11 protein-coding genes are annotated in these 20,455 nt (G+C 68.7%); 7 read left to right on the top strand and 4 right to left on the bottom strand.

From position 1 onward, the window contains the following. Positions 1-4 precede the first annotated feature (4 nt). Positions 5-7,042 carry an RHS repeat-associated core domain-containing protein gene (locus tag J2S44_RS01465; RefSeq protein WP_310408175.1) on the top strand — a complete coding sequence of 2,346 codons (7,038 nt, stop codon included), beginning with the start codon at positions 5-7 and terminating at the stop codon, positions 7,040-7,042. Positions 7,043-8,146: 1,104 nt separating this feature from the next. After that, on the top strand, positions 8,147-9,385 hold the full coding sequence (locus J2S44_RS01460) for an IS701 family transposase (protein WP_310429440.1): 1,239 nt from the start codon (positions 8,147-8,149) through the stop codon (positions 9,383-9,385). A gap of 149 nt (positions 9,386-9,534) precedes the next feature. Here J2S44_RS01460 and J2S44_RS01455 read toward each other — a convergent pair whose 3' ends face one another. Beyond that, positions 9,535-11,043 carry an ISL3 family transposase gene (locus J2S44_RS01455; RefSeq protein ID WP_310408171.1) on the bottom strand — a complete coding sequence of 503 codons (1,509 nt, stop codon included), beginning with the start codon at positions 11,041-11,043 and terminating at the stop codon, positions 9,535-9,537. 303 nt (positions 11,044-11,346) lie between these two features. After that, a complete protein-coding gene (locus J2S44_RS01450; RefSeq protein WP_374727795.1) occupies positions 11,347-12,630 on the bottom strand; it encodes an IS256 family transposase in 1,284 nt (427 codons plus the stop codon). A gap of 57 nt (positions 12,631-12,687) precedes the next feature. On the opposite strand from J2S44_RS01450, the gene J2S44_RS42820 reads away from it, so the two are divergent. Further along, positions 12,688-13,119, top strand: a complete 432-nt coding sequence (locus J2S44_RS42820) for a transposase family protein (protein ID WP_374727794.1) — start codon at positions 12,688-12,690, stop codon at positions 13,117-13,119. A gap of 24 nt (positions 13,120-13,143) precedes the next feature. Beyond that, complete coding sequence (locus J2S44_RS42815; RefSeq protein ID WP_374727956.1) at positions 13,144-13,434, top strand: hypothetical protein; 291 nt, start codon at positions 13,144-13,146, stop codon at positions 13,432-13,434. A gap of 124 nt (positions 13,435-13,558) precedes the next feature. On the opposite strand, the gene J2S44_RS01440 is transcribed toward J2S44_RS42815, so the two are convergent. Both J2S44_RS01440 and J2S44_RS01435 read right to left on the bottom strand, forming a co-directional pair. Then, positions 13,559-15,160, bottom strand: a complete 1,602-nt coding sequence (locus tag J2S44_RS01440; protein ID WP_310408168.1) for a methyl-accepting chemotaxis protein — start codon at positions 15,158-15,160, stop codon at positions 13,559-13,561. 248 nt (positions 15,161-15,408) lie between these two features. After that, on the bottom strand, positions 15,409-17,271 hold the full coding sequence (locus J2S44_RS01435) for a chitosanase (protein WP_310408165.1): 1,863 nt from the start codon (positions 17,269-17,271) through the stop codon (positions 15,409-15,411). 286 nt (positions 17,272-17,557) lie between these two features. Here J2S44_RS01435 and J2S44_RS01430 point away from each other — a divergent pair, with 286 nt between their 5' ends. The 3 genes from J2S44_RS01430 (at position 17,558) to J2S44_RS01420 (ending at position 20,427) form a co-directional block, all read left to right on the top strand. Beyond that, positions 17,558-18,100: a DUF4142 domain-containing protein gene (locus J2S44_RS01430; protein WP_310408162.1), complete on the top strand. Its 543-nt coding sequence runs from the start codon at positions 17,558-17,560 to the stop codon at positions 18,098-18,100. 272 nt (positions 18,101-18,372) lie between these two features. Further along, complete coding sequence (locus J2S44_RS01425; RefSeq protein ID WP_310408159.1) at positions 18,373-19,815, top strand: peptide MFS transporter; 1,443 nt, start codon at positions 18,373-18,375, stop codon at positions 19,813-19,815. Between the two features lie 222 nt (positions 19,816-20,037). Further along, positions 20,038-20,427, top strand: a complete 390-nt coding sequence (locus J2S44_RS01420) for an SRPBCC family protein (protein WP_310408156.1) — start codon at positions 20,038-20,040, stop codon at positions 20,425-20,427. The last annotated feature ends 28 nt before the right edge of the window (positions 20,428-20,455 follow it).

Genomic DNA, 20,455 nt, shown 5'->3' with positions numbered 1-20,455 from the left:
CCAAATGACTTCTGGACGCAACGCCGACGTGAAACGGATGGGGAACAGCGTGGGCAGGTCGACGATGGGCACGGCCGGACGGCTGCTGGCAGCGACGCTCGGCGCCGTCATGGCGGGCACCCTGCTCGCCGTACCGCCGGCACTGGCGGTGCAGACGCCCCCGGAACCGCTGCGTGGACAGGTGGACGCGGTCGACGCGCACGGCGGCGAGGTGACCGGCACCGCTCCCGTACCGCAGGATGATCCCCTGCCCGACCTGCCGGACCCGGTGTGGCCGACCGCGGGCTCGGCGCGCGCGGTGCTGAAGTCGTCCGAGTCGGCGAAAGCCGCTGGGACACCGGTGTCCGTGGCGCGCGCGGGCGGTGAGGCCGGCAAGCGGCTGCCGTCCGAACTGACCGTCGAAGTGATCGACCGCGGGCAGGTGCCCGGTCAGTGGCGCGACGGCGTGGTCCTGCGCGTCGGCGGCGCGCGCGGTGCGACGACGTCGGGCACCGCGTCGGTGTCCGTCGACTACAGCGGCTTCCGGCACGCCTACGGAGCCGGATGGTCCTCGCGGCTGCAGCTGTGGCAGCTGCCGCAGTGCGCGCTGACCGCCACCGACCAGTCGCGGTGCTCGCCCCGGCGGCTGCCGAGCGTGAACGACACCGCGACCAGCACGGTCACGGCGGACGCGACGATCGAGCCGATCGGCGGCACCGGTGCTGCGACCAGCCGTGCGCAGCTCGCCGGCGACGCTGCGGTGGCGTCTCCGGCCGGCACGCTGATCGCGCTGGCCGCGGCCCCGTCCGGCCCTTCGGGCGACTTCACCGCCACGTCCCTGTCGCCGACCTCGAACTGGAGCGTCGGCGGGAACTCGGGATCGTTCAACTGGTCGTACGGCATCACCTCCCCGCCCGCGCATGCCGGCAAGGCGCCCGGTGTGGCGGTGTCGTACTCGTCGTCATCGGTCGACGGACGGTCGAACGCCAGCAACAGCCAGCCGTCCTGGATCGGTGAAGGCTTCGACCTGGGTGTCGGCTCAATCGAGCGCCGCTACGTCTCCTGCGCTGAGGACACGAAGGACGGTGCGAACAACACCGACACGACGCTGACCGGTGACCTGTGCTGGCGGACCGACAACGCGGTGATGAGCCTCAACGGCAACTCCACCGAGCTGGTCTGGGACAAGGACAAGGCGACCTGGCGCAGCCGAAACGAGGACGGCTCGAAGATCGAGCAGGTCAACAAGTGGACCGGCAGCGAGTACTGGAAGGTCACCGGCACCGACGGGACCGAGTACTACTTCGGCCGTGAGTCGCTGCCCGGCCACACGAGCACGACCGACTCGGCGTGGAAGGTGCCGGTATACGGCAACCACAAGAACGAGCCGTGCAACAAGCCCGCGTTCGCGGAATCGGAATGCTCCCTGATCTACCGGTGGAACCTCGACTACGTCGTCGACGTGTACGGCAACACGCAGTCGTACTGGTACGCCAAGGAGAACAACTTCTACGGCACCCGCGTCACGGCGACCGCGAAGCGCGAGTACACGCGCGGCGGCACGCTCAAGCGCATCGACTACGGCACCTGGGACCGTGCCGACGGCCGCTCGACCACCGCGGTCGCGCAGGTCGTCTTCGACACCGGCGACCGCTGCCTGGCCGATTGCGGTGTCGAGGCCAACTGGTACGACACTCCCTTGGACCAGGAATGTCTCCAGGCCGCGACCGAGTGCAAGGACAACTTCTCACCGACGTTCTGGTCCAAGAAGCGCCTGACCAGGATCACAACGAAGGTCTGGGACACCACGCGCACCACGCCCGGCTGGCAGGACGTCACCCGCTGGGACTTCTCCCACAGCTTCCCCTCGCCCGGCGACGGTGGCGATCCGGGTCTGTGGCTGAAGTCGATCGTCAAAACCGGTCTGGTCGGCGGCGAGATCACGATGCCGCCGGTGACGTTCGAGCACGAGCCGCTGCCGAACCGGGTACTGACCAAGAACAACACCACGAACAGCTGGCAGCGCCTGTCGAAGATCGTCTCCGAGACCGGCGCGTCCACCCACATCCGCTACACGCTGCCGGAATGCACCGCCACGAACGTGCCCGAGCGGGCGCCGGCCAACAACATGCGCTGCTACCCGGTGCTCGGCCCCGACCCGGCCAACCCCCAGGTGGACATGGTCGAGTGGTGGCACAAGTACATGGTCGAATCGATCACGGAAAACGACGTGCCGCTCAGCAACGGCGCCCAGTCTCCGCCGATGGTCACCCGGTACACGTACGACCCGAAGGGCCCGGCCTGGCACTTCGCCGACGACGACGGCATGAGCAAGAGCAACCGCAAGACCTGGAGCCAGTTCCGCGGGTACGAGTGGGTGACCACCGAGGTGGGCGCGGGAGCGGCCAAGACGCTCACCAAGACCCGGTACCTGCGCGGCATGCACGGCGACCGCGCGTCCTACACCGGCGGCACCCGTACCGTCATCGTGGACGCGTCCCTCGGCAACGAGACCGTCTACGACGAGGACCAGTTCGCCGGCATGGTTCGCGAGACGATCGTCTACAACGGCACGGTGAACCTGCCGGTGTCGAAGACCGTCCACGTGCCCTGGCGATCTCCCGCGACTGCGTCCCGCACCATCAACGGTGACCTCGTTGAGGCGCGCTACCTGCGCAACCAGACCACCTACACCGCCGTCGCCATCGGCAGGGACGGCGCCCGTGGCTGGCGCAGCGGGCGCACGCACACCACCTATGACGACACGTACGGCACGGTCAAGTCCGAGCACTCCGACGGTGACCTCGCGGTGACCGGCGACGAGAGCTGCACGACGTTCGAATACAACCGCAACATCGCCAAGAACCTGCTGCACGTGGTGAAGCGGACCACGTCCGTCGCGCTGCCCTGCGGCACCGCACCCACCAGCAGCGACCACATCGTCGCGGACGCCCGGTCGTACTACGACGGCGCCACCAGCGTCGACACCGCACCGACGCGTGGCATGGTCACCAAGGCCGAGAACCTCAAGAACTGGACCCCGGCCGGCGGTACGGAGTGGGAGAACGGCGGCCAGACCACCTACGACAAGTTCGGCCGAGTCTCCGTGGTGACCGACATCAAGGGCGGGCAGACCACGACCGCGTACACCCCGGCGGAGGGTGGCCCGACCACCAAGATCACCTCCACCAACCCGCTCAAGTGGGTCTCCACGATCGAGTTCGCCCCGTACTGGGGCAGCCCGACGGTCAGCACCAACCCGAACAAACGAGTCACCAGGCGCGAGTACGACGCGCTGGGCCGGTTCGTCCGCGGCTGGGACGCGGGCTGGGTGAAGAACGCCACGACAGCCGAATTCCCCACCGTCCGCAACACGTACGTCTTCGCGCCCGACCGCAACGCCTACCCGTACATCAAGACCGAGACCCTGCACGCGGGTGTCGACTACCGGGTGGGATACACGATCCTCGACGGTCTGCTGCGCGCACGCCAGACGCAGAGCGCGGCGCTCGACGGCACGAACCGGCGTGTCATCACCGACTCCAACTACGACGAGTACGGGCGCGTCGCCACCACCTACCAGGCGCACGTCGAACCCGACGCGCCCTCCGGGACCTACTGGTACGAGCCCGAGTGGTCCGTTCCGGCGGTAACGAAGATCACCTATGACTTGGCCGGCCGTACGCGGGAGACCGCGCTCTGGGCCAGTGAGAACGACACCAACCTGGTCAAGCAGTGGGGCACGGTCACCGTCCCCGAGGGCGACCGCACGCTGACGATTCCGCCGGAGGGTGGGACCGCCGCCACTGTCTACACCGACTACCAGGGACGCACCACCGAGGTGCGGGCGCACAACACCGCCGCGGGCGTCGACGGGCCGTACCTCACGACCAGCTACACGTACAACCGGAAGGGCCAGCTCACCAAGGTCACCGACCCGGGCAAGAACGAGTGGCTGTTCACCTACGACATCAAGGGCCGTGAAACGTCGCGGAAGGACCCGGACGCCGGGACCTCCAGCACCGTGTACAACGCCTTCGGCGAGGTCGAGACGAGTACCAACGGCGCCGGGAAGATGCTGCACAACACCTACGACCTTCTCGGCCGCCGGACCGCCCTGCGTGACGACTCAGCCACCGGCAAGCTGCGCGCGCAGTGGAAGTACGACACCCTGTGGACCGGTGTGTCCGCGAAAGGCCTCCTCGTCGAAGCGACCCGCTACGACGACAACAATCCCGGCCGGGTGAACGCCCCCTACACGTGGCAGGCGACCAACTACACCCTCCGCGACCAGGTCTCGACCTCCGAATACATCATTCCGGATGTGGAAGGCCCCGGATTGGCCGGCATCTGGGAGTCCCATGTCGGATATGCCCAGCAGGACGGCACGCCGGACTCCGTCTTCTACCCGGAAGTCGCCGGTCTGGTACAGGAGACCGTCACCACCGAATTTCACAAGAGCAACGGTCTGCCCAACGCGCTGAAGACCACCATGAGTACCGTCGGTTCGTACGTCGTCAACCAGATGTATACCGCATACGGCGAACCAACGATGGCTCGCCGGAAGAGCGCACAGCGCGACCACTACGTCGAGAACAGCATCCTGTACGACGCCGCCACCCGCCGTGTCACCGACGTCGGCATCCGGCCGGAGACCGGCCCGACCGTCACGAACATCCACTACGACTACGACGACGCCGGCAACATCCTCTCCATCAACGACCGGCCCGGCACCGGCGACGCGGAGAACCAGTGCTTCGGCTACGACGCGCTACGGCGGCTCACCTCCGCCTGGACGCCGGCGAACGATCCCGAGTGCAAGGCAGCGCCCAGCGTCGCGGGTCTCGGTGGCCCGGCCCCGTACTGGACCGACTGGACCATCGACGACATCGGCAACCGCACCAAGGAGACGCACCACACCGCGTCCGGTGACACCACCACGACCTACCAGATCCCGGCGTCCGGCCCGAACTCCGTCCGGCCGCACTCTGTCACCAGCGCCACCACCACGGCACCGGTCGCCGCACCGGCCACCCGTAGCTTCACCTACGACAATGCGGGCAACACCGTCACCCGGCCTGGTGGCGCCGCCGGCCAGGCCCTGACCTGGAACGCCGAGGGCAAGCTGACCAGTACCGTCGAGGGCGACAAGACCTTCACCAACGTCTACGACGCCAACGGCAGCCGCCTGATCCGTCGCGACGCGACCGGCACCACGCTCTACCTGCCCGGCATGGAGGTCCGCAAGGCCGCCTCGGACGGCGCCATCACCGCCACCCGGTACTACAGCTTCGCCGGCAGCGCGGTCGCCTCCCGTAACGGTCCCAACCTCGACGGCCTCTCCTGGATCTACGGCGACCACCAGGGCACCCAGAACCTCAGCATCAACGCCGGCAGCTACGCCGTCTCGATCCGGCGGCAGACGCCGTACGGCGAGCAGCGCGGTGCCGCGGTCGCGTGGCCGAACCAGAAGAGCTTCGTCGGCGGCGATAACGACCCGAACGGCCTGATCCACATCGGCGCCCGCGAGTACGACGCCGACCTCGGCCGGTTCATCTCCGTCGACCCGGTCATGGACCTGGCCGACCCACAACAGTGGAACGCCTACTCCTACGCCTACAACAGCCCCATCACCAACTCCGACCCCACCGGCCTGCGCCCCTGCGACTTCCTCGACTGCGGCATCGGCGGCAAGAACAAATTCGACTACTCCCACACGCACGCGGGCACCAAGGGCGGCGGCACCCCCGGCGGCACCACCTCCGGAGGCGGCAGCACCCCGTCCGGCTCCGGCGGCGGGGGCAACTCAGGCGGCGGCAGCTCTGGTGGTGGCGGAGGCGTCTGGAACCAGATAGGTAGTGGGATCTGGAACGCCGGAAAGAATTTTGTCAAGGACAGCATCGCCCCAGTCGTAACCGTCTACAACGACTTCAAAAACAAAGGTGCGGGTGCTGGCCTAGCGTCGCTGGGTAAATTTGCTGTTGACAATTTGCAGAGTGTTACCTGCCAGCTCTGCACAATGTACAACCAGGGAATGGCGGACCTTGGTCGGGCAGCAGACTTCATCGACGCTGCGCGGGCCGGTGATGTCGCAGGAATGACCGAGGTGGTTGCCGGTAAGGGCATCGAAATCGGTGTCGCTGTCCTCTCGGTTGTCGGCCTGCGCCTCCCAGTCAAGGCGCCGAGGGCTACACCAAGGCCTGCCAGAGACCCGTCACCGGCCGCCGCGACCGAGGATGCTCCTTCGTCACGCCCGACGACGTGTGAGGACAGCTTCTCCGGCGCGACCCTCGTCCTCATGGCCGATGGCTCCGCCAAGCCCATTCAAGACGTCGTAGTCGGGGACGAGGTTCTTGCCGAAGACCCGACAACCGGAGAAAAGGGTCCGCAGCTCGTAACTCACATCTGGCCACATCGCGACGACTTGGTCACCTTAGAAGTTGACGGTGGCCTGATCGAGACGACGGAAGACCACCTGTTCTGGAACCACACCGACCGGCAGTGGCAGCGAGTGGACGCCTTGGATGCGGGTGACACTCTCTTGACCGCAGAGGGCGAACGCGCGACGATCGGCTCGCTTACGTCGTGGCATGCGTTCGATGCGGCGGCGTACAACCTCACCGTGGATCGCCTCCACACGTACTATGTGCTCGCCGGCAACGAGCCGGTGCTGGTGCACAACTGCGGTGGCTCGCCCGCGTTCAAGAACGATCCGTATCATCCGGATGAGGTGCAAAAGCGGATCGACGCTGGACGTCAGGCATGGGCAACAATTCCTAGGGAGGTTCACAGCACTGTTAACGGTATCGAATCGGGTGCAGTAACTCAGCGGGTTACTAGTGCAGGGCCTGACTGGTATAGGGCTAACGGAAATACTGGAAGTCCGTGGCGTGGCGCGACCATCTTCACCGGAGTGGGCTCCGCTACGACTCAAACTCGCGTGCTTGTGCGTAGTGATGGAGTTGTTGGATTTGTGACTGGCCACAACTACAACAAGATAACGGAATATGGCTACGCCAAACTTCCCCAACGTTATGTCGCGCCGCCGCAGGGCTGGAGTTAGCAAAATGGACTTTGATGAATCGCTTAACGCGGCGGGTATCTCTTTCCTGGGTGACTGTAGCGGCTGGGACAGATTGATCCCCCCAGTTGTTGCTGGTCAGGCCCCTAGTTGTCCTATTGAAGAACGTTGGACCGAGATGAACTCGGACACCAACGATCCAGAGATACTGCACACAATGAACCAGGGATGGTATCGACAGTCGATCGATTCTGGGCTTTTCGCTGATGGTGACAGACGGTTTCTTTTGGCCCAATCCCTAGGTGATGACGGGCCCTCACGGTGGATTCGCGTAAGGCTGCAAGGCCAGTGGGATATCCTCGGCGATGGAGCGTCGGGGGCGCTCGGAAGCGGGTGGTGTAGACCGGAATTCCGCATGCTTTCGTTGGATGGTTCCGTGCTCTGCTGCGGGACAACAGGTGAGTCTGCAGTCAGCATCTTTGTGATTAAGGAGCCGAGCCGATCGATTACTCTCCGAAGGTTTGCGGAATGGATTGTGACGACTGATATATATCACCCAGCGGATGCTGCGGCGGTTAACCGCTGGCTTGCGCTCTCAGGTCGCGGCTCGTCGTAGTTGGTGACGCAGCGTAGCGGATGGTTGCACTCGTTCGCGGTGGGTGCTCCGCGTTGCCGTCATCGTTGCCGTCAGCCGATTCGACGAATTCCTCCCTGTCGATCAATTTCGTCGCGTCTTTGCAGCCTGCGCGGCGCATCCGCCTTCGGGGGATATCAGGAGGGCTCGTTGGTGGGGGGCGTGCGCGCGGGGCCGTAGGCTTTGAGTGCGTGCGCGCGGCCCGGCTTCGGCCGGGCCGCTTCTCTTGATTACGTGAAGCAGTTTTGGACCAGCGTCACCCGTGGTCAGGTTGTCGGCTTGCGGGGGCGACGGGTTTTCTTGGCGGCCGGCGGCTCCGCGGTCGGCTCCTCCGTCGCGTTGCTAGTACTCCAGCAGGAGATCCGTTCCGAGCTGCGGTGATGGTGCGGTTTTGTCCGTGGACAGCGAGCAGCCACCGCTGAGTCTCGAAGGTTGTGTGGACCCAAGATTCGGCGGTGGCTGCCGCCTACAGAGTAGACGCCCGACGATGGTCTGAGTTGTTCGAGACGTTGATGGACACGATCGGGGCACGCTTCGGCCGGCCAGAACCACGGCGTCGGGTGCGCGACTTCATCGCCGGGTTGCTGGCGCCGTTACCGGTCAAGAACTGTTGGACGATCGCCGAACACGCCGGTGACGACGGGCCGGGCGGGATGCAGGACCTGATCGGCCGAGCCAGTTGGGACGACGCCGGAGTCCGCGCTGACGTGCGTGACTTCGTGGCCGCCCGACTCGGACACCCGGACGGGGTGTTGCTGGTCGACGAAGCCGGCGATCTGAAAAAGGGAACCCGCACCGTCGGAGTCCAACGGCAGTACTCCGGCACCGCCGGAAAGATCGAAAACTGCCAGCTCGCCGTGCACCTTTCCTATGCCTCCCCACTCGGCCACACCCTGCTCGACGTCGCTCTCTACCTGCCGAAATCCTGGACGGAAGACCCCGAGCGACGCGCCGAGGCAGGAGTGCCCAACACCATCGGCTTTGCCACCAAACCGCAGCTGGCCCGCCGGCTGATCGAGACCGCTCTGGCCGGTGGTCTGCCGTGTCGGTGGGTCGCCGGCGACGAAGCCTACGGCGGCGATCCACGCCTGGCCGCGGCACTTCGCGGCCACCGGCTCGGCTACGTCCTCGCGGTCGCGTGCTCGCACCACGTCCCGACCGGCCTCGGCATCTTCCGGGCTGACCGGCTCGCAGCCGGCCTGCCGAAACGGGCCTGGCAACGACTCTCCGCCGGAGTCGGCGCGAAAGGATTGCGTTACTACGACTGGGCATTCATCGCCCTGCCGCATGCCGTCGATCAGCATCAAGGCCATCACTGGCTGCTGATCCGCCGCAACCGCGGCACTGGCGAGCTTGCCTTTTACCGCTGCTGGTCACCCGAACTTGTCGCCCTGCGCCAACTCGTCGCGGTCGCCGGACGGCGGTGGAGCATCGAGGAATCGTTCCAGGCCACCAAAACCGGCCTCGGCCTGGATCAGCACCAGCACCGCCGCTGGAAAGCCTGGCACCGCTGGACCACCCTGGTCATCGCCGCTCACGCCTTCCTCGCCGCCGCCACGGCAATCAGCACCAGCAGCCCAGACGGCCTGATCGACATCACCGTCAACGAACTACGCCGGCTCTTCCACGCCCTGATACTCGAGCCGGCACGACCCGCCGCCGACGTCATCGCCTGGTCCATCTTCCGCCGCCGCCACCAAGACGCCGCCAAGATCAGCCACTACGCCCGGCAAGCACTCACCGAGCCATAGAACGGATCTCCTGCTGGAGTACTAGGGGCGTCGACGCGGATCAGGTGCGCGGGCTGCTTGGCGTAGTTGCCGTGGTCGGCGTGGTATTTGATCGCGTCGTCGATGGGGTCTGTCAAGAAAACGGCTCTGGCGCAGAAACGGTGGTCGGCCTATGCGAGCAGGACGCGGTGCCGGAGCAGGTCGAAACCGGCGCGGCCGTACATCTGCCGTTTTAGGTATTTGACCTTGGTGTTGGCGCCCTCGATTGGGCCGTTGCTGTAGGGCAGGGTCAGGCCTGCCACGACGGCGGGCAAGTCTCTGCGCAGGCCATGGACGAATCCGTGCAGGGCGGGCAGGTCGTCGGCGTCGGCGCAGGTCATCCAGGCGTCGAGGTCTTCGCCGCGGCGGCCGGTAAGCAGGTCTGCGAACTGCTGCACGCGCTCGGCAAGGACGCACAGATGTGCGCAGGACGCGAGGAGGTCGGCCAGCTGTTGCTGGTGCGCAGCGGGTAGGTCGGCGGGCCTGCTCATGAGCCACGAGACCAGTCTGCGTGGCGAAGGCGGTGTGCGAAGCGCGTCCGCACGGCCCTGGTTCAGGTAGCGGACCAGCAGGTTGGCGCTGCCGGTGTAGCCGAGCTCGCGGATCTCGGCCAGTAGCTTGGTCACTGCCACGCCGGGTTCCTCGGCGCGGCGCCGCCGCAGATGTTCCCGGAACGGGTCGACCAAGGTCTCCCGGTAGCGCGGTGGGCGTTTCAGTTCCTCCGCTGAGGTCGCGCGGGCGTAACGCTTCACGGTGTTCAGCGCCCAGCCGAGACGGCGGGCGCATTCCAGCAGGCCGTGGCCTTGATCGAGGAGCGTGTGCACGGCCCGGTGACGGTCGCGGGTGCGTTCGTCACCGGCCCGGTCCGGGCGGACCGGGCCGTCACGCCAGCAGCCGGAGTGGGCGATCACGGTCTTCTCGACGGCCTTGGCCAGGTTCGCCCACAGATGCCAGCGGTCGCTGACCTGCACTGCCTGGGGAGCCCCGGTGCGGATCGCCTCGGCATAGGCTGCCGAGCCGTCACGGCACACGACCTGCACGCCAGGATGGTCGCGCAGCCACCCGGCGAGCGTGTCCGCTTTGCGGTCGGGCAGCACATCGACACGGCGATGGGTGACCGCGTCGATCAGCAACGTCGCATAGCGGCGGCCCCGGCGCAGCGCGAAGTCATCCACGCTCAGCACGGCCGGCACCGCACGGTCAGGGATCGGCTGGGCCATCAGCACCCGCAGCACCGTGCTACGCGAGACCCGGGCGCCGACCCGGGCCAGCACCGCCGCGCCGGCCCGGCCCGCGGTGACAACGGCCAGGTCAGCGACCAGAGCGGTCAACTGCCGAGTCCGCCGCGCCCACCGCTGGGTCACCGCAGGCACCTGCTCCCGAAAGGTCCGCCGCGAGCAGGACCGCGCCGCACAGACCAGGCGCCGGACACGCAGGTGCACCACAACGGCACGACCACCGACCGGTAGATCAGCCAGGCGTCGCTGGTGATAGGCGTGCACCCGGTCGCTGAGCTGCCCGCAGTCCGGGCAGGCCGAAACCGCAGCCGGTGTTCGAGCAACGACACCCACGGTCACCCCCAGATCGATGACCTGCTCAATAACCAGCGAAGACAACTGCGGGAAGACGGTCTCGAACACATCGCGCGGGCATCATGATCGCTTACCTCGGCGACCACAGAGGACGACGGTCGACCGACCACCGTTTCTGCGCCAGAGCCGTTGTTCTTACAGTCCCTCGCCGGCAACGAGCCGGTGCTGGTGCACAACTGCAACCTCGACAATGCCACTGCTGATGAGCTGTTGAGCGTTGCTACTGCGGGTGGCTCTCACCGGAAAGCGCATCGAGCGGGCGAGTCTGTGCAGAAGCACTCTGCCGACACGCGGAGTGCGGCTCAGCGGGGGGAGTGTCAAGTTAACGGCTGATCTTGGTTGTTGAGGTGGTCAGTTGTCGGCCGGGGTGAGCCGGCCTTCGAAGGCGATCTGGAAGGCGTTCAGGGGTGCCTTCCAGCGCATGGTCCAGCGCCTTCGGCCCGCGCCGGTGGGGTCGAGGCTCATCAAGGCCATGTAGACGCACTTGAGCGCGGCCTGCTCATTCGGGAAGTGGCCGCGAGCTCGCACGGCCTTGCGGATACGGGCGTTGACCGACTCGATCGCGTTCGTGGAGCAGATGACCTTGCGGATCTCGGCGTCGAAGGCGAGGAACGGCACGAACTCGGCCCAGGCGTTTTCCCACAGCTTCACGATCGCCGGATACTTACGGCCCCACGCCTCGGCGAACTCGAGGAACCGCTCGGCCGCGGCGTCCTCGGTCGGTGCGGTGTAGACCGGCCGCAGCGCCTTGGCGATCTTGTCCCAGTCCTGGCGCGCGGCGTAGCGGAACGAGTTGCGCAGCAGGTGCACCACACACGTCTGCACGATCGTGCGAGGCCAGACGGTCTCGACCGCCTCCGGCAGGCCCTTGAGCCCGTCGCAGACGAGCATCAGCACGTCGGCGACGCCGCGGTTCTTCAGCTCGGTCAGCACGTGCAGCCAGTGCTTGGCGCCCTCACCGCCGTCACCGGCCCAGATGCCAAGGATGTCGCGGTGCCCGTCGACGGTGACCGCCATGGCGAGGTAGATCGGCCGGTTCGCGACCTGCCCATCGCGGATCTTGACGTTGATGGCATCGATGAACACGACCGGGTAGACCCGGTCCAGAGGCCGGTTCTGCCACTCCGCCATGCCGTCCATGACCTTGTCGGTGATGGTGGAGATGGTCTGCTTGGACACCTCAGCGCCGTAGACCTCGGCCAGGTGCGCGGCGATCTCGCCGTGGGTCAACCCCTTGGCCGACAACGACAACACCATGTCGTCGACGCCGGTCAGCCGCCGCTGCCGCTTACGCACGATCTGCGGCTCGAACGTGCCCGCGGCATCGCGTGGGACTCGCACCTCGACCGGCCCGACGTCGGTGAGCACGGTCTTGGTTCGGCTGCCGTTACGGGTGTTCCCGCTGCCACGACCTGCCGGGTCGTGCTTGTCGTAGCCGACGTGGTCGGTGATCTCACCGTCCAGCGCTGACTCCAGCACCCGCTTGGTCAGCTGCTGCAGCAGCCCACCCTCACCGGTCAGCTTCAGCCCGTCACCACGAGCCCGATCGACCAGCATCGCGATCAACTGCTCATCCGTGACCGCATCCGCCGGCCTGGCGGCCGGCTCCTGCCCCGAGGTGATCTCGGTCGTCATCTGGCGTCTCTCCCTTGATCGGTCGATCAGCCGTTATTTGTACAGTCCCCGATCTCGTTGTCCAGCCGGACCCTGAACCACCTCGCCGACCCCATCCGCGATCACCGCCAGCAGCGCAAGTCCCGGTGGAGACGATTGACCCCGGGCCGCCAGGCCCTGCTCGCGCTGGCTCACCTTCGCAACGGTGACACCTACTCCCGCCTCGCCGCCGGGTTCGAGATCGTGATCGCGACCGTTTGGCGCTACGTCCAGGAAGCAATTCTCCTGCTCAGCACGGCCGCCGACGGCCTAGAGGCCGCGATGCGGCGCATCCGGTTGCTGACCTACGTCATCCTGGACGGCACCCTGGTCCTGATCGACCGGGTCGCGGACCAGAAGCCCTACTACTGGCGGAAAACACTAACGTCATGGGATGAACGTGCAGGTCGTCGCCGACGCGGCCGAGCGTCTGGTGTGGGCGTCGGCTGTGCTGCCCGGCGCCGTTCTTGACCTGACCGCCGCCCGCACCACGGCATCATCAAGGCGCTGAACAGCGCGAACGTGATGACCTTCGCCGACCAGGGCGCCGGTGGCGCCATCCGGACGCCGTTCAAACGCCACCACCGCCGGCCGAAGCTGTCACGCCGGCAGAAGGTTGTCAACCGCGCCCACGCGAAGATCCGCGCCGGCGGCGAACGCGCAATCGCCACCCTCAAACCTGGAAGATCCTGGCCAAACTGCGCTGCTGCCCACCCCCGCGCGACCGCGATAGTGCAGGCCATCCTCGCCCTGCACCACGTCGAGGCAAACCGCTACGCAGGATGAAAAAGCCTCGTTGGTCCCAGTCGCTATCAGGACCTGCCCGCTTCGGTTACGAGCCGCAGCGGGCAGCCGTATACGGCGCTGTGGCACCGTCAGAAGACGGTGCCACAGCGCCGTGTTACTTACGTCAGTAGTGGAATCCCGCCACCAGAGCGTTCAGCTCGCTGGACATGCGGGCCAGTTCGCCGGTCGCCTGGCGGGTTTCGGCCACGCCGCGGCTCGTGGTCTCCGCTGCCTGGGCGACCATGGTGATGTTCGCGGCGATCTCGTTCGTGCCGCCGGACGCCTCGCTGACGCTGCGGTTCATCTCCGCCGTCGTCGCCGTCTGCTCCTCCACCGCCGACGCGATCGTCGTCTGGAAGTCGCTGATCCGGGCGATCACCGCGGAGATCTGCGCGATCGCCTCCACCGCCCCGGTCGTGTCCGCCTGGATCGCCTCGACCCGCTTGCCGATGTCCTCGGTCGCCCGCGCCGTTTCCTGCGCCAGGTCCTTGACCTCGGACGCCACCACCGCGAATCCCTTGCCGGCGTCCCCGGCCCGCGCCGCCTCGATGGTCGCGTTCAGCGCGAGCAGGTTCGTCTGCGCCGCGATCGACGTGATCACCTTGATGACGTTGCCGATCTCCGCCGACGACTCGCCCAGCTTGTTCATCGTCTCCGACGTGACCGCGGTGATGCTGACCGCCTCCGCCGCCACCCGCGCGGCTTCGGCCGCGTTCTGCGAGATCTCCCGGATGGACGCGCCCATCTCCTCGCCGCCGGCCGACACCGTCTCGACGCTGCGGGACACCTCCTCGGCCGCGGCCGACACGGCCTTGGCCTGCACCGACGCCTCGGTGGCGGAGTCCTCGATCTGCGCGGCCGTGCTGGTCATCTGTTCGGCTGCGCCGGCCAGCGACGTCGCGGAACCGTCGATGGTCTCGACCGTGCGGCGCAGGTTGCCGACGGCGGTGTCCAGGGCGGCGGCCATCGCGCCGGTCTCGTCGCGGGAGGTGACGCCGGTGGAGCGGGTCAGGTCGCCGATGGCGAGGCCCTCGGCGACGGATTTCACGCTGACCAGCGCGCGCACGATCCGGCGGGAGACGAGCACGCCGAGGCCGAGCGCGATCACGGCGCCGACGATCATCACGATGATCGAGGTCAGGCGGCCGGATTCGTAGCCGGCGGTGGCGGCCTCGGCCTTGGCGGCGGCGTCGGCGGTCTCGGCGGCGTCCAGTTCGGCCAGGTTCGAGTCGACCTCCTTCATCAGCGGGCTGACGTTGGCGTCGCGGACGGCGGCCCAGGTGGCCACGTCGCCGCGGGTGGCGGCGGGCAGCAGATCCTTCTCGGCCACGGTCAGGTACTGGGTCCAGGCGGCGTCGAGGTCGTCGATCGTGTCGGGGCTGCCGGCCGGGTCGCCGTCGCGGTAGCCGGCCATCGCGGCGGCGTACGCGTCCACGTGCTCCTGGAACTCGGCGGCGTACTTCTCGCGGTCGGCGGGGGTCTGCGAGATCGCCTCGTTCGCGGCGGCCAGCCGGGCCTTGTAGATCTCCGACTTGATCTCGCTGACCGACTTGATGTTGGCGACGCTGCTCTGGTAGATCAGCTCGGCGGACTGCGCGGCCTCGTGCAGCTTCAGCAGGCCGACGCCGCCGACCACGCCGGCGGCCACGACGCCGGCGACGGCCGCGGTCAGGATCTTCTTGTTCAGGCTCATATCGTCGAACCGGTTGCGCCGGGACGAATCCATGTCAATGCCTCCAGGGCATGTAAGGCCGACGTGCAGGGGGATGCTGACGGCCTATCGCCCCGGACACCGCGGATCCGAGCAGAAGCCACGGAGACCCCCAACACACCCGAACTGCCGAAAACGCCCGCGCGCCCCTTTCGATCGCCAACGGCCGAAAACGGCCGCGCGCCCTCGCCGATCGCCGAACTGCCGAAAACGGCCGCCCGCCCCTTCCCGGTCGCCGGCGTCGGGAGGGGGCGGGCGGTGCGCTACTCGCCGTGGGTGAGCGTCTCCCACGCCACGAACAGGTTGTTGCTGCCGGCCGGCCGGCCGCGCGTGACGAGAGAGGCGGTGTGCGGCATCTCGGCACCGGGGGCGGTTCGCAGCGCCGCGTACCCCACCTCCGCGACCGGCCCGAGCCCGAGCGTCAGTTCCCCGCCGCAGAGGCTGTCCGGGACGTCCGCGCCGAGTTGGTACGACGCGTGGAACTCCAGCGCCGCCCGCACCCGCCCCCCGTACCGTGGCCACAGGTTCTGGCCCTGGATGCGTGCGGTCTCGAGGACGTGGGTGATCGCGGAGATCCCGTAACCGGTGTGCGTGAGGTCGCGGCACGTCTCCTGGGACAGGCCGTCGACGTACGTCCGCTGCCCGTGCCAGTCGCGGTCCCCGCAGCGCGCGACCGCGGCCGGCGTGGGCCCGTCCGACGTGAGGTACAGGTACGCCGGTACGCGTTCCGCGAACATCGCCATCGCCCGCTCGAAGTTGAACCTGTCCTCCAGGAACACCGAGATGCCGGCCGCGGCCTCGATCATGCTCAGTTCCCAGTTGCCGTTGCTGCACGAGCCTTTGATCACGGTCGGCAGGTAGACGTCACGCAGCATGGTCGCGAACCGGTCCGCCGCCGGCCACTCCGCGCCACCGTACCGGATGATCTCCGCGGCGCGCGGCCAGACCGATCCGGCCCAGCCGGCCTGCAGCGGCGCGTTGCTGTTGCCGTGGCCGGACAGCACCGCCGACCACGCGTCCATGATCTCGATGGCCTTGGCCGCGTACCGGTCGTCGCGGGTGGCGTACCAGGCCAGCGCGAGCGTGTACGCCGCGATCGCGTCCTCCCGCTCGTCCGTGCACCCGTGGTTCGGCCGCGAGTGCGACCCGCACTCCACGGTCGCGCGCGGCTTCGGCGTCCGGTCCAGCGACGCGTACCGGCTGGACATCATCTCCTCGAAGGCCGGCGTGCCCACCCGCGCGCGCACGGCGTCCAGCCGGTCCGCGTCCACCAGCACGCCCGGGTGGACGAACGCGCCGTCGGAGGCCGCCGGGCCGAACGCGGTGATCTCGAACGGCGTCCCGTACACCTCCCACCGCAGCGGCGGCTCCAGATCCAGGTTGCCGTCCCGCAGGAACACCCGTTGCGCCGTGTCGACCCGGCTGGTGTCGTGATGCGCCGCCTCGGTCCGCATCGCCGCGGCCCGCGCGTCCAGGAACGCCTCCAGGTACGCGGTCTCGTCCCCGCCCCGCGACGGCGGTTCCGCCACCTCCAGCGCCGACGCCCGGATGTCCCCGAGCCCGGCGCCCGGCCCGTGCATCACGATCGCGTCGTAGTACGCGAACTGCCCCAGTGCCCGCAGCCCGTCCTCCTTCGCCTGCGCGACCGCGGGCCCGAAGTACGTCTCGTCCCGTGCCGCGTCCTGCGCCGCCCGGAACACCGGATCCGCGGCCGCCGCCCGCCACGCCGCGGTGAATCCCGGGTCGAGCCCGTCGTGCGAGTCGGTGCCGTTCACCGCGCGCAGCGCCGGCAGGTACGCCGCGAGCGCGTTGTCCGGCGCGGCCTCGGTGTACCGCTCGACCACGTCCAGCATGTCGCCGGTCCCCGAGCAGAACCCGATGATCCCGGCCGTGTACCCGCGCCCGTCCCCGATGTCCTCGATGTAGCCGTACTGTTCCGTCCACTCCAGCGACGAGTTCTCCGCGCTGGACACCAGCCGCATCGCGACGTCCTTCAGCGCGGGATCGTCCAGGTCCGCGACCGCCGCGACCGCACCGTCCCGGGTGATCATCACGAGTCCGGCCGGTCCCAGCACGAGCGCCACGGCCAGCGCGGCGAGCAGTGCCTTCCTCCGAAAAGTATTCACACCCGTGACCAACGGAATGATCCCGGACCCGGCTCACGACACATCGACTCACGTCCAATAAAGCGGATTTCCCGCTTCCGGCGTGGTCGCCGTCCGCACGCTCCCGCGGGCACCGGTCGGCCGCGGGCGGCCTCCCTGTCTGCCGCGTGGTGGTCACCACCACCCCCGGCCGTGCTCGGCGTCGGGCCGGCTCGCCGCCGGTTGGCCGGGTTGACCTGCGCGAACGCGGGTACTCGCGGCGCGGCGGCGTGGTCGGCACGCCGCCCGTACAACGGGGGAACACATCATGCGAATCACCGCCACGACGACCGCCGCGCTGCTGGCCGGTGCCGTGCTGACCGCCGGCGCACCCGCGGCCGCCGCGTCCGCCGAGCCCGCGGGCACGCCCGGGAAGGTCTGCGCCGAGGACGCGAAGTACCTGGTCCGCGCGCACCGCGGCAACCTGGCCGAGCAGGCCGCCGGCCGGGCCGCGCTGGCCGAGTCGGACTCCGAGGAGGTCCGGCACATCGCGGCCATGCTGATCCCGGACCACGCGCGCCTCGACCGCGCGGTCCGGCACCTGGCCCGGGACCACGGGGTGGCGCTGCCGCCGAAGCCGAACCAGAAGCAGCGCGACGAGCTGGCCGCGGTCGTGGCCCAGGACGGCGCCGCGTTCGACGCGGCCTGGCTCGCCGCGCAGGAGAAGGCGCACCTGCAGTCGCTCGACTTCATCGCGCGCGAACTGGACGGCGGCTGCGCCCCGGAGGTCCGCGAGGCCGCCGCCACCGCCGCCCCGAAGGTCGCGGCGCACCTCGCGATGGTCCGCGCCGCCCTCGACCCGCGCGCCTGACGCCGCCCGCCTCTCCGGCGATCGGGCGATCCGGGCGTCGGCCACGTCGGCCACGTCATCCATGGTCACCGGACCGACGCGCACGACGCCCGGCCGGCCACCGTGCGGGCCGCTCGGCCCGCACGGTGGCGTGACGTGGCCCCGGGCGGCCGACCCCACCGGCACCACGGTCGGCGGCGGCGTGGCGACCGCGGTGTGGCGACCGGATACCGCAGGAACGCGGTTTTCGCCCATCGAGGGTGACCGTCACCCGTGCGGGGTATGCGGGCGGTATGACGCAGCAGACGGAGCAGCGGCGCGGCTTCTTCGGGCAGCCGGGTGCGCTGGCGAACCTGTTCGGGGTGGAGCTGTGGGAACGGTTCTCGTTCTACGGTATGCAGGGCATCCTGCTGATCTACCTGTACTACTCCGCGGCCGAGGGTGGACTCGGCATCGACCAGGACACCGCGACCGGCATCGTCGGCGCGTACGGCGGCTCGGTCTATCTCTCCACGATCCTCGGCGCGTGGCTGGCCGACCGGGTGCTCGGCGCGGAACGCACGCTGTTCGCCAGCGCGGTCGTGGTGATGGCCGGCCACGTCGCGCTCGCGGTGCTGCCCGGCCTGGCCGGCGTCGCGACCGGCCTGATCCTGGTCGCGATCGGCAGCGGCGGCGTCAAGGCCACGGCCACGTCACTGGTCGGCACGCTCTACGCGGAGGGCGACGAACGCCGCGACGCCGGGTTCTCGCTGTTCTACCTCGGCATCAACGTGGGCGCGCTGATCGGCCCGCTGGCCACCGGCCTGCTGCAGCAGCGCGCCGGGTTCCACTGGGGCTTCGGCCTGGCCGCGGTCGGCATGGCGGCCGGCCTGGTCCAGTACTGGTTCGGCCGCCGCCGGCTCCCGGCCGCCTCCCGCGAGGTGCCGAACCCGCTGCCGGCCCGCGCCCGCCCGCTCGTGGTGGTCGCCGGCGTCGTGGTGGCCGCGCTGGTCGCGGCAGTGATCGTGCTGTTCACCGACCGGCTCTCCGACGTGGTGGTCGCGGCCAGCGTGCTCGCCGCGGTCGCGTACTTCGTGGTGATCCTGACCGCGCGCACGGTCACGCCGGTCGAGCGGCGCCGGGTGCTCGCGTTCATCCCGCTGTTCGTCGCGAGCGCCGCGTTCTGGTCGCTCTACCAGCAGCAGTTCACGGTCGTCACGATCTACGCGGACCAGCGCCTGGACCGGAACCTGTTCGGCTGGGAGATGCCGGTCTCCTGGGTCCAGTCGATCAACCCGGTGTTCATCATCCTGCTCTCCGGCGTGTTCGCCGCGCTGTGGAGCCGGCTCGGCGACCGCCAGCCGGGCACGCCGGTCAAGTTCGCGGCCGGCACCGCGATCATGGGTGTGGCGTTCCTGCTGTTCCTGCCGCTGGCCGGTGGCGGGCCGGCGAGCGCGCCGCTGCTCGCGTTGACCGGCATCCTGTTCGTCTTCACGATCGCGGAGCTGCTGCTGTCCCCGGTCGGCCTGTCCGTGGCCACGAAGCTCGCGCCGCACGCGTTCCACACCCAGATGGTCGCGTTGTTCTTCCTGTCCGTGGCGCTCGGCACCGCGCTGTCCGGCACGCTCGCCGGCTACTACGACCCGGACCGCGAGACCGCGTACTTCGGCATCCTGGGCGCGGTCGCGATCGTGCTCGGCCTGGCGCTGGCCGCGCTCGCCCCGATGCTCCGGCGCCTGATGAGCGGCGTCCGCTGACCGGCACGGACGACGTCCGCGAGAGGGCCGGTCCCGACCGACCGCATGGCACGGCGACCGCCCGGCTCAGGCGACGCGGCACGGACCCGGCCCCGGACCCGGGCGCTGGGCCGCCCGGCTCGCGCCCGCCGTCGGCACGGGCCGGGCGGTGAAGATCGGGTGTGAAGCCGGATCGGTGGGGAAGCTCGTGGGGTGACGAACGGGCACGCCGGGAGGGCGACGATGACGACGCTGGTACGCGAGACATACGGATTCAACGCCCCGGCGGAGGTGGTGTTCGGGGTGCTCACCGACCCGGATCGGTTGACGCGGTGGCTGCCGGTGGGCGTGACGGCCGAGTCCGTGCCCGGCGGCCGGGTGCGGGTGCGCACCGGGCACGCCGAGACCGAGTACGACGTGGAGATCGACCCCGAGCGGATGGAGCTGCGCTGCCGCGCCGCGGGCGACACCGGGCCACAGGCCTCCGCGCGGGTCGGTGACGCGCCGGCCGGTGGCAGCGAGCTGCGTGCCGAGGTGACCGCGCCGGTGAGCGAGAAACGGCTGCGCACGCTGCTCGAGGAGACCATCACGCACCTGCGCCGCGACGTCAGCGACAATTTCACCGCCGGCTGACCGGCCCACGCCCACCGGACCGGCGTGC

This window comes from Catenuloplanes niger, from assembly GCF_031458255.1.
GTDB lineage: Bacteria > Actinomycetota > Actinomycetes > Mycobacteriales > Micromonosporaceae > Catenuloplanes > Catenuloplanes niger.
The sequence above is the reverse complement of the archived record's forward strand: the minus strand, read 5'-3'. Positions and strand labels throughout refer to the sequence as shown.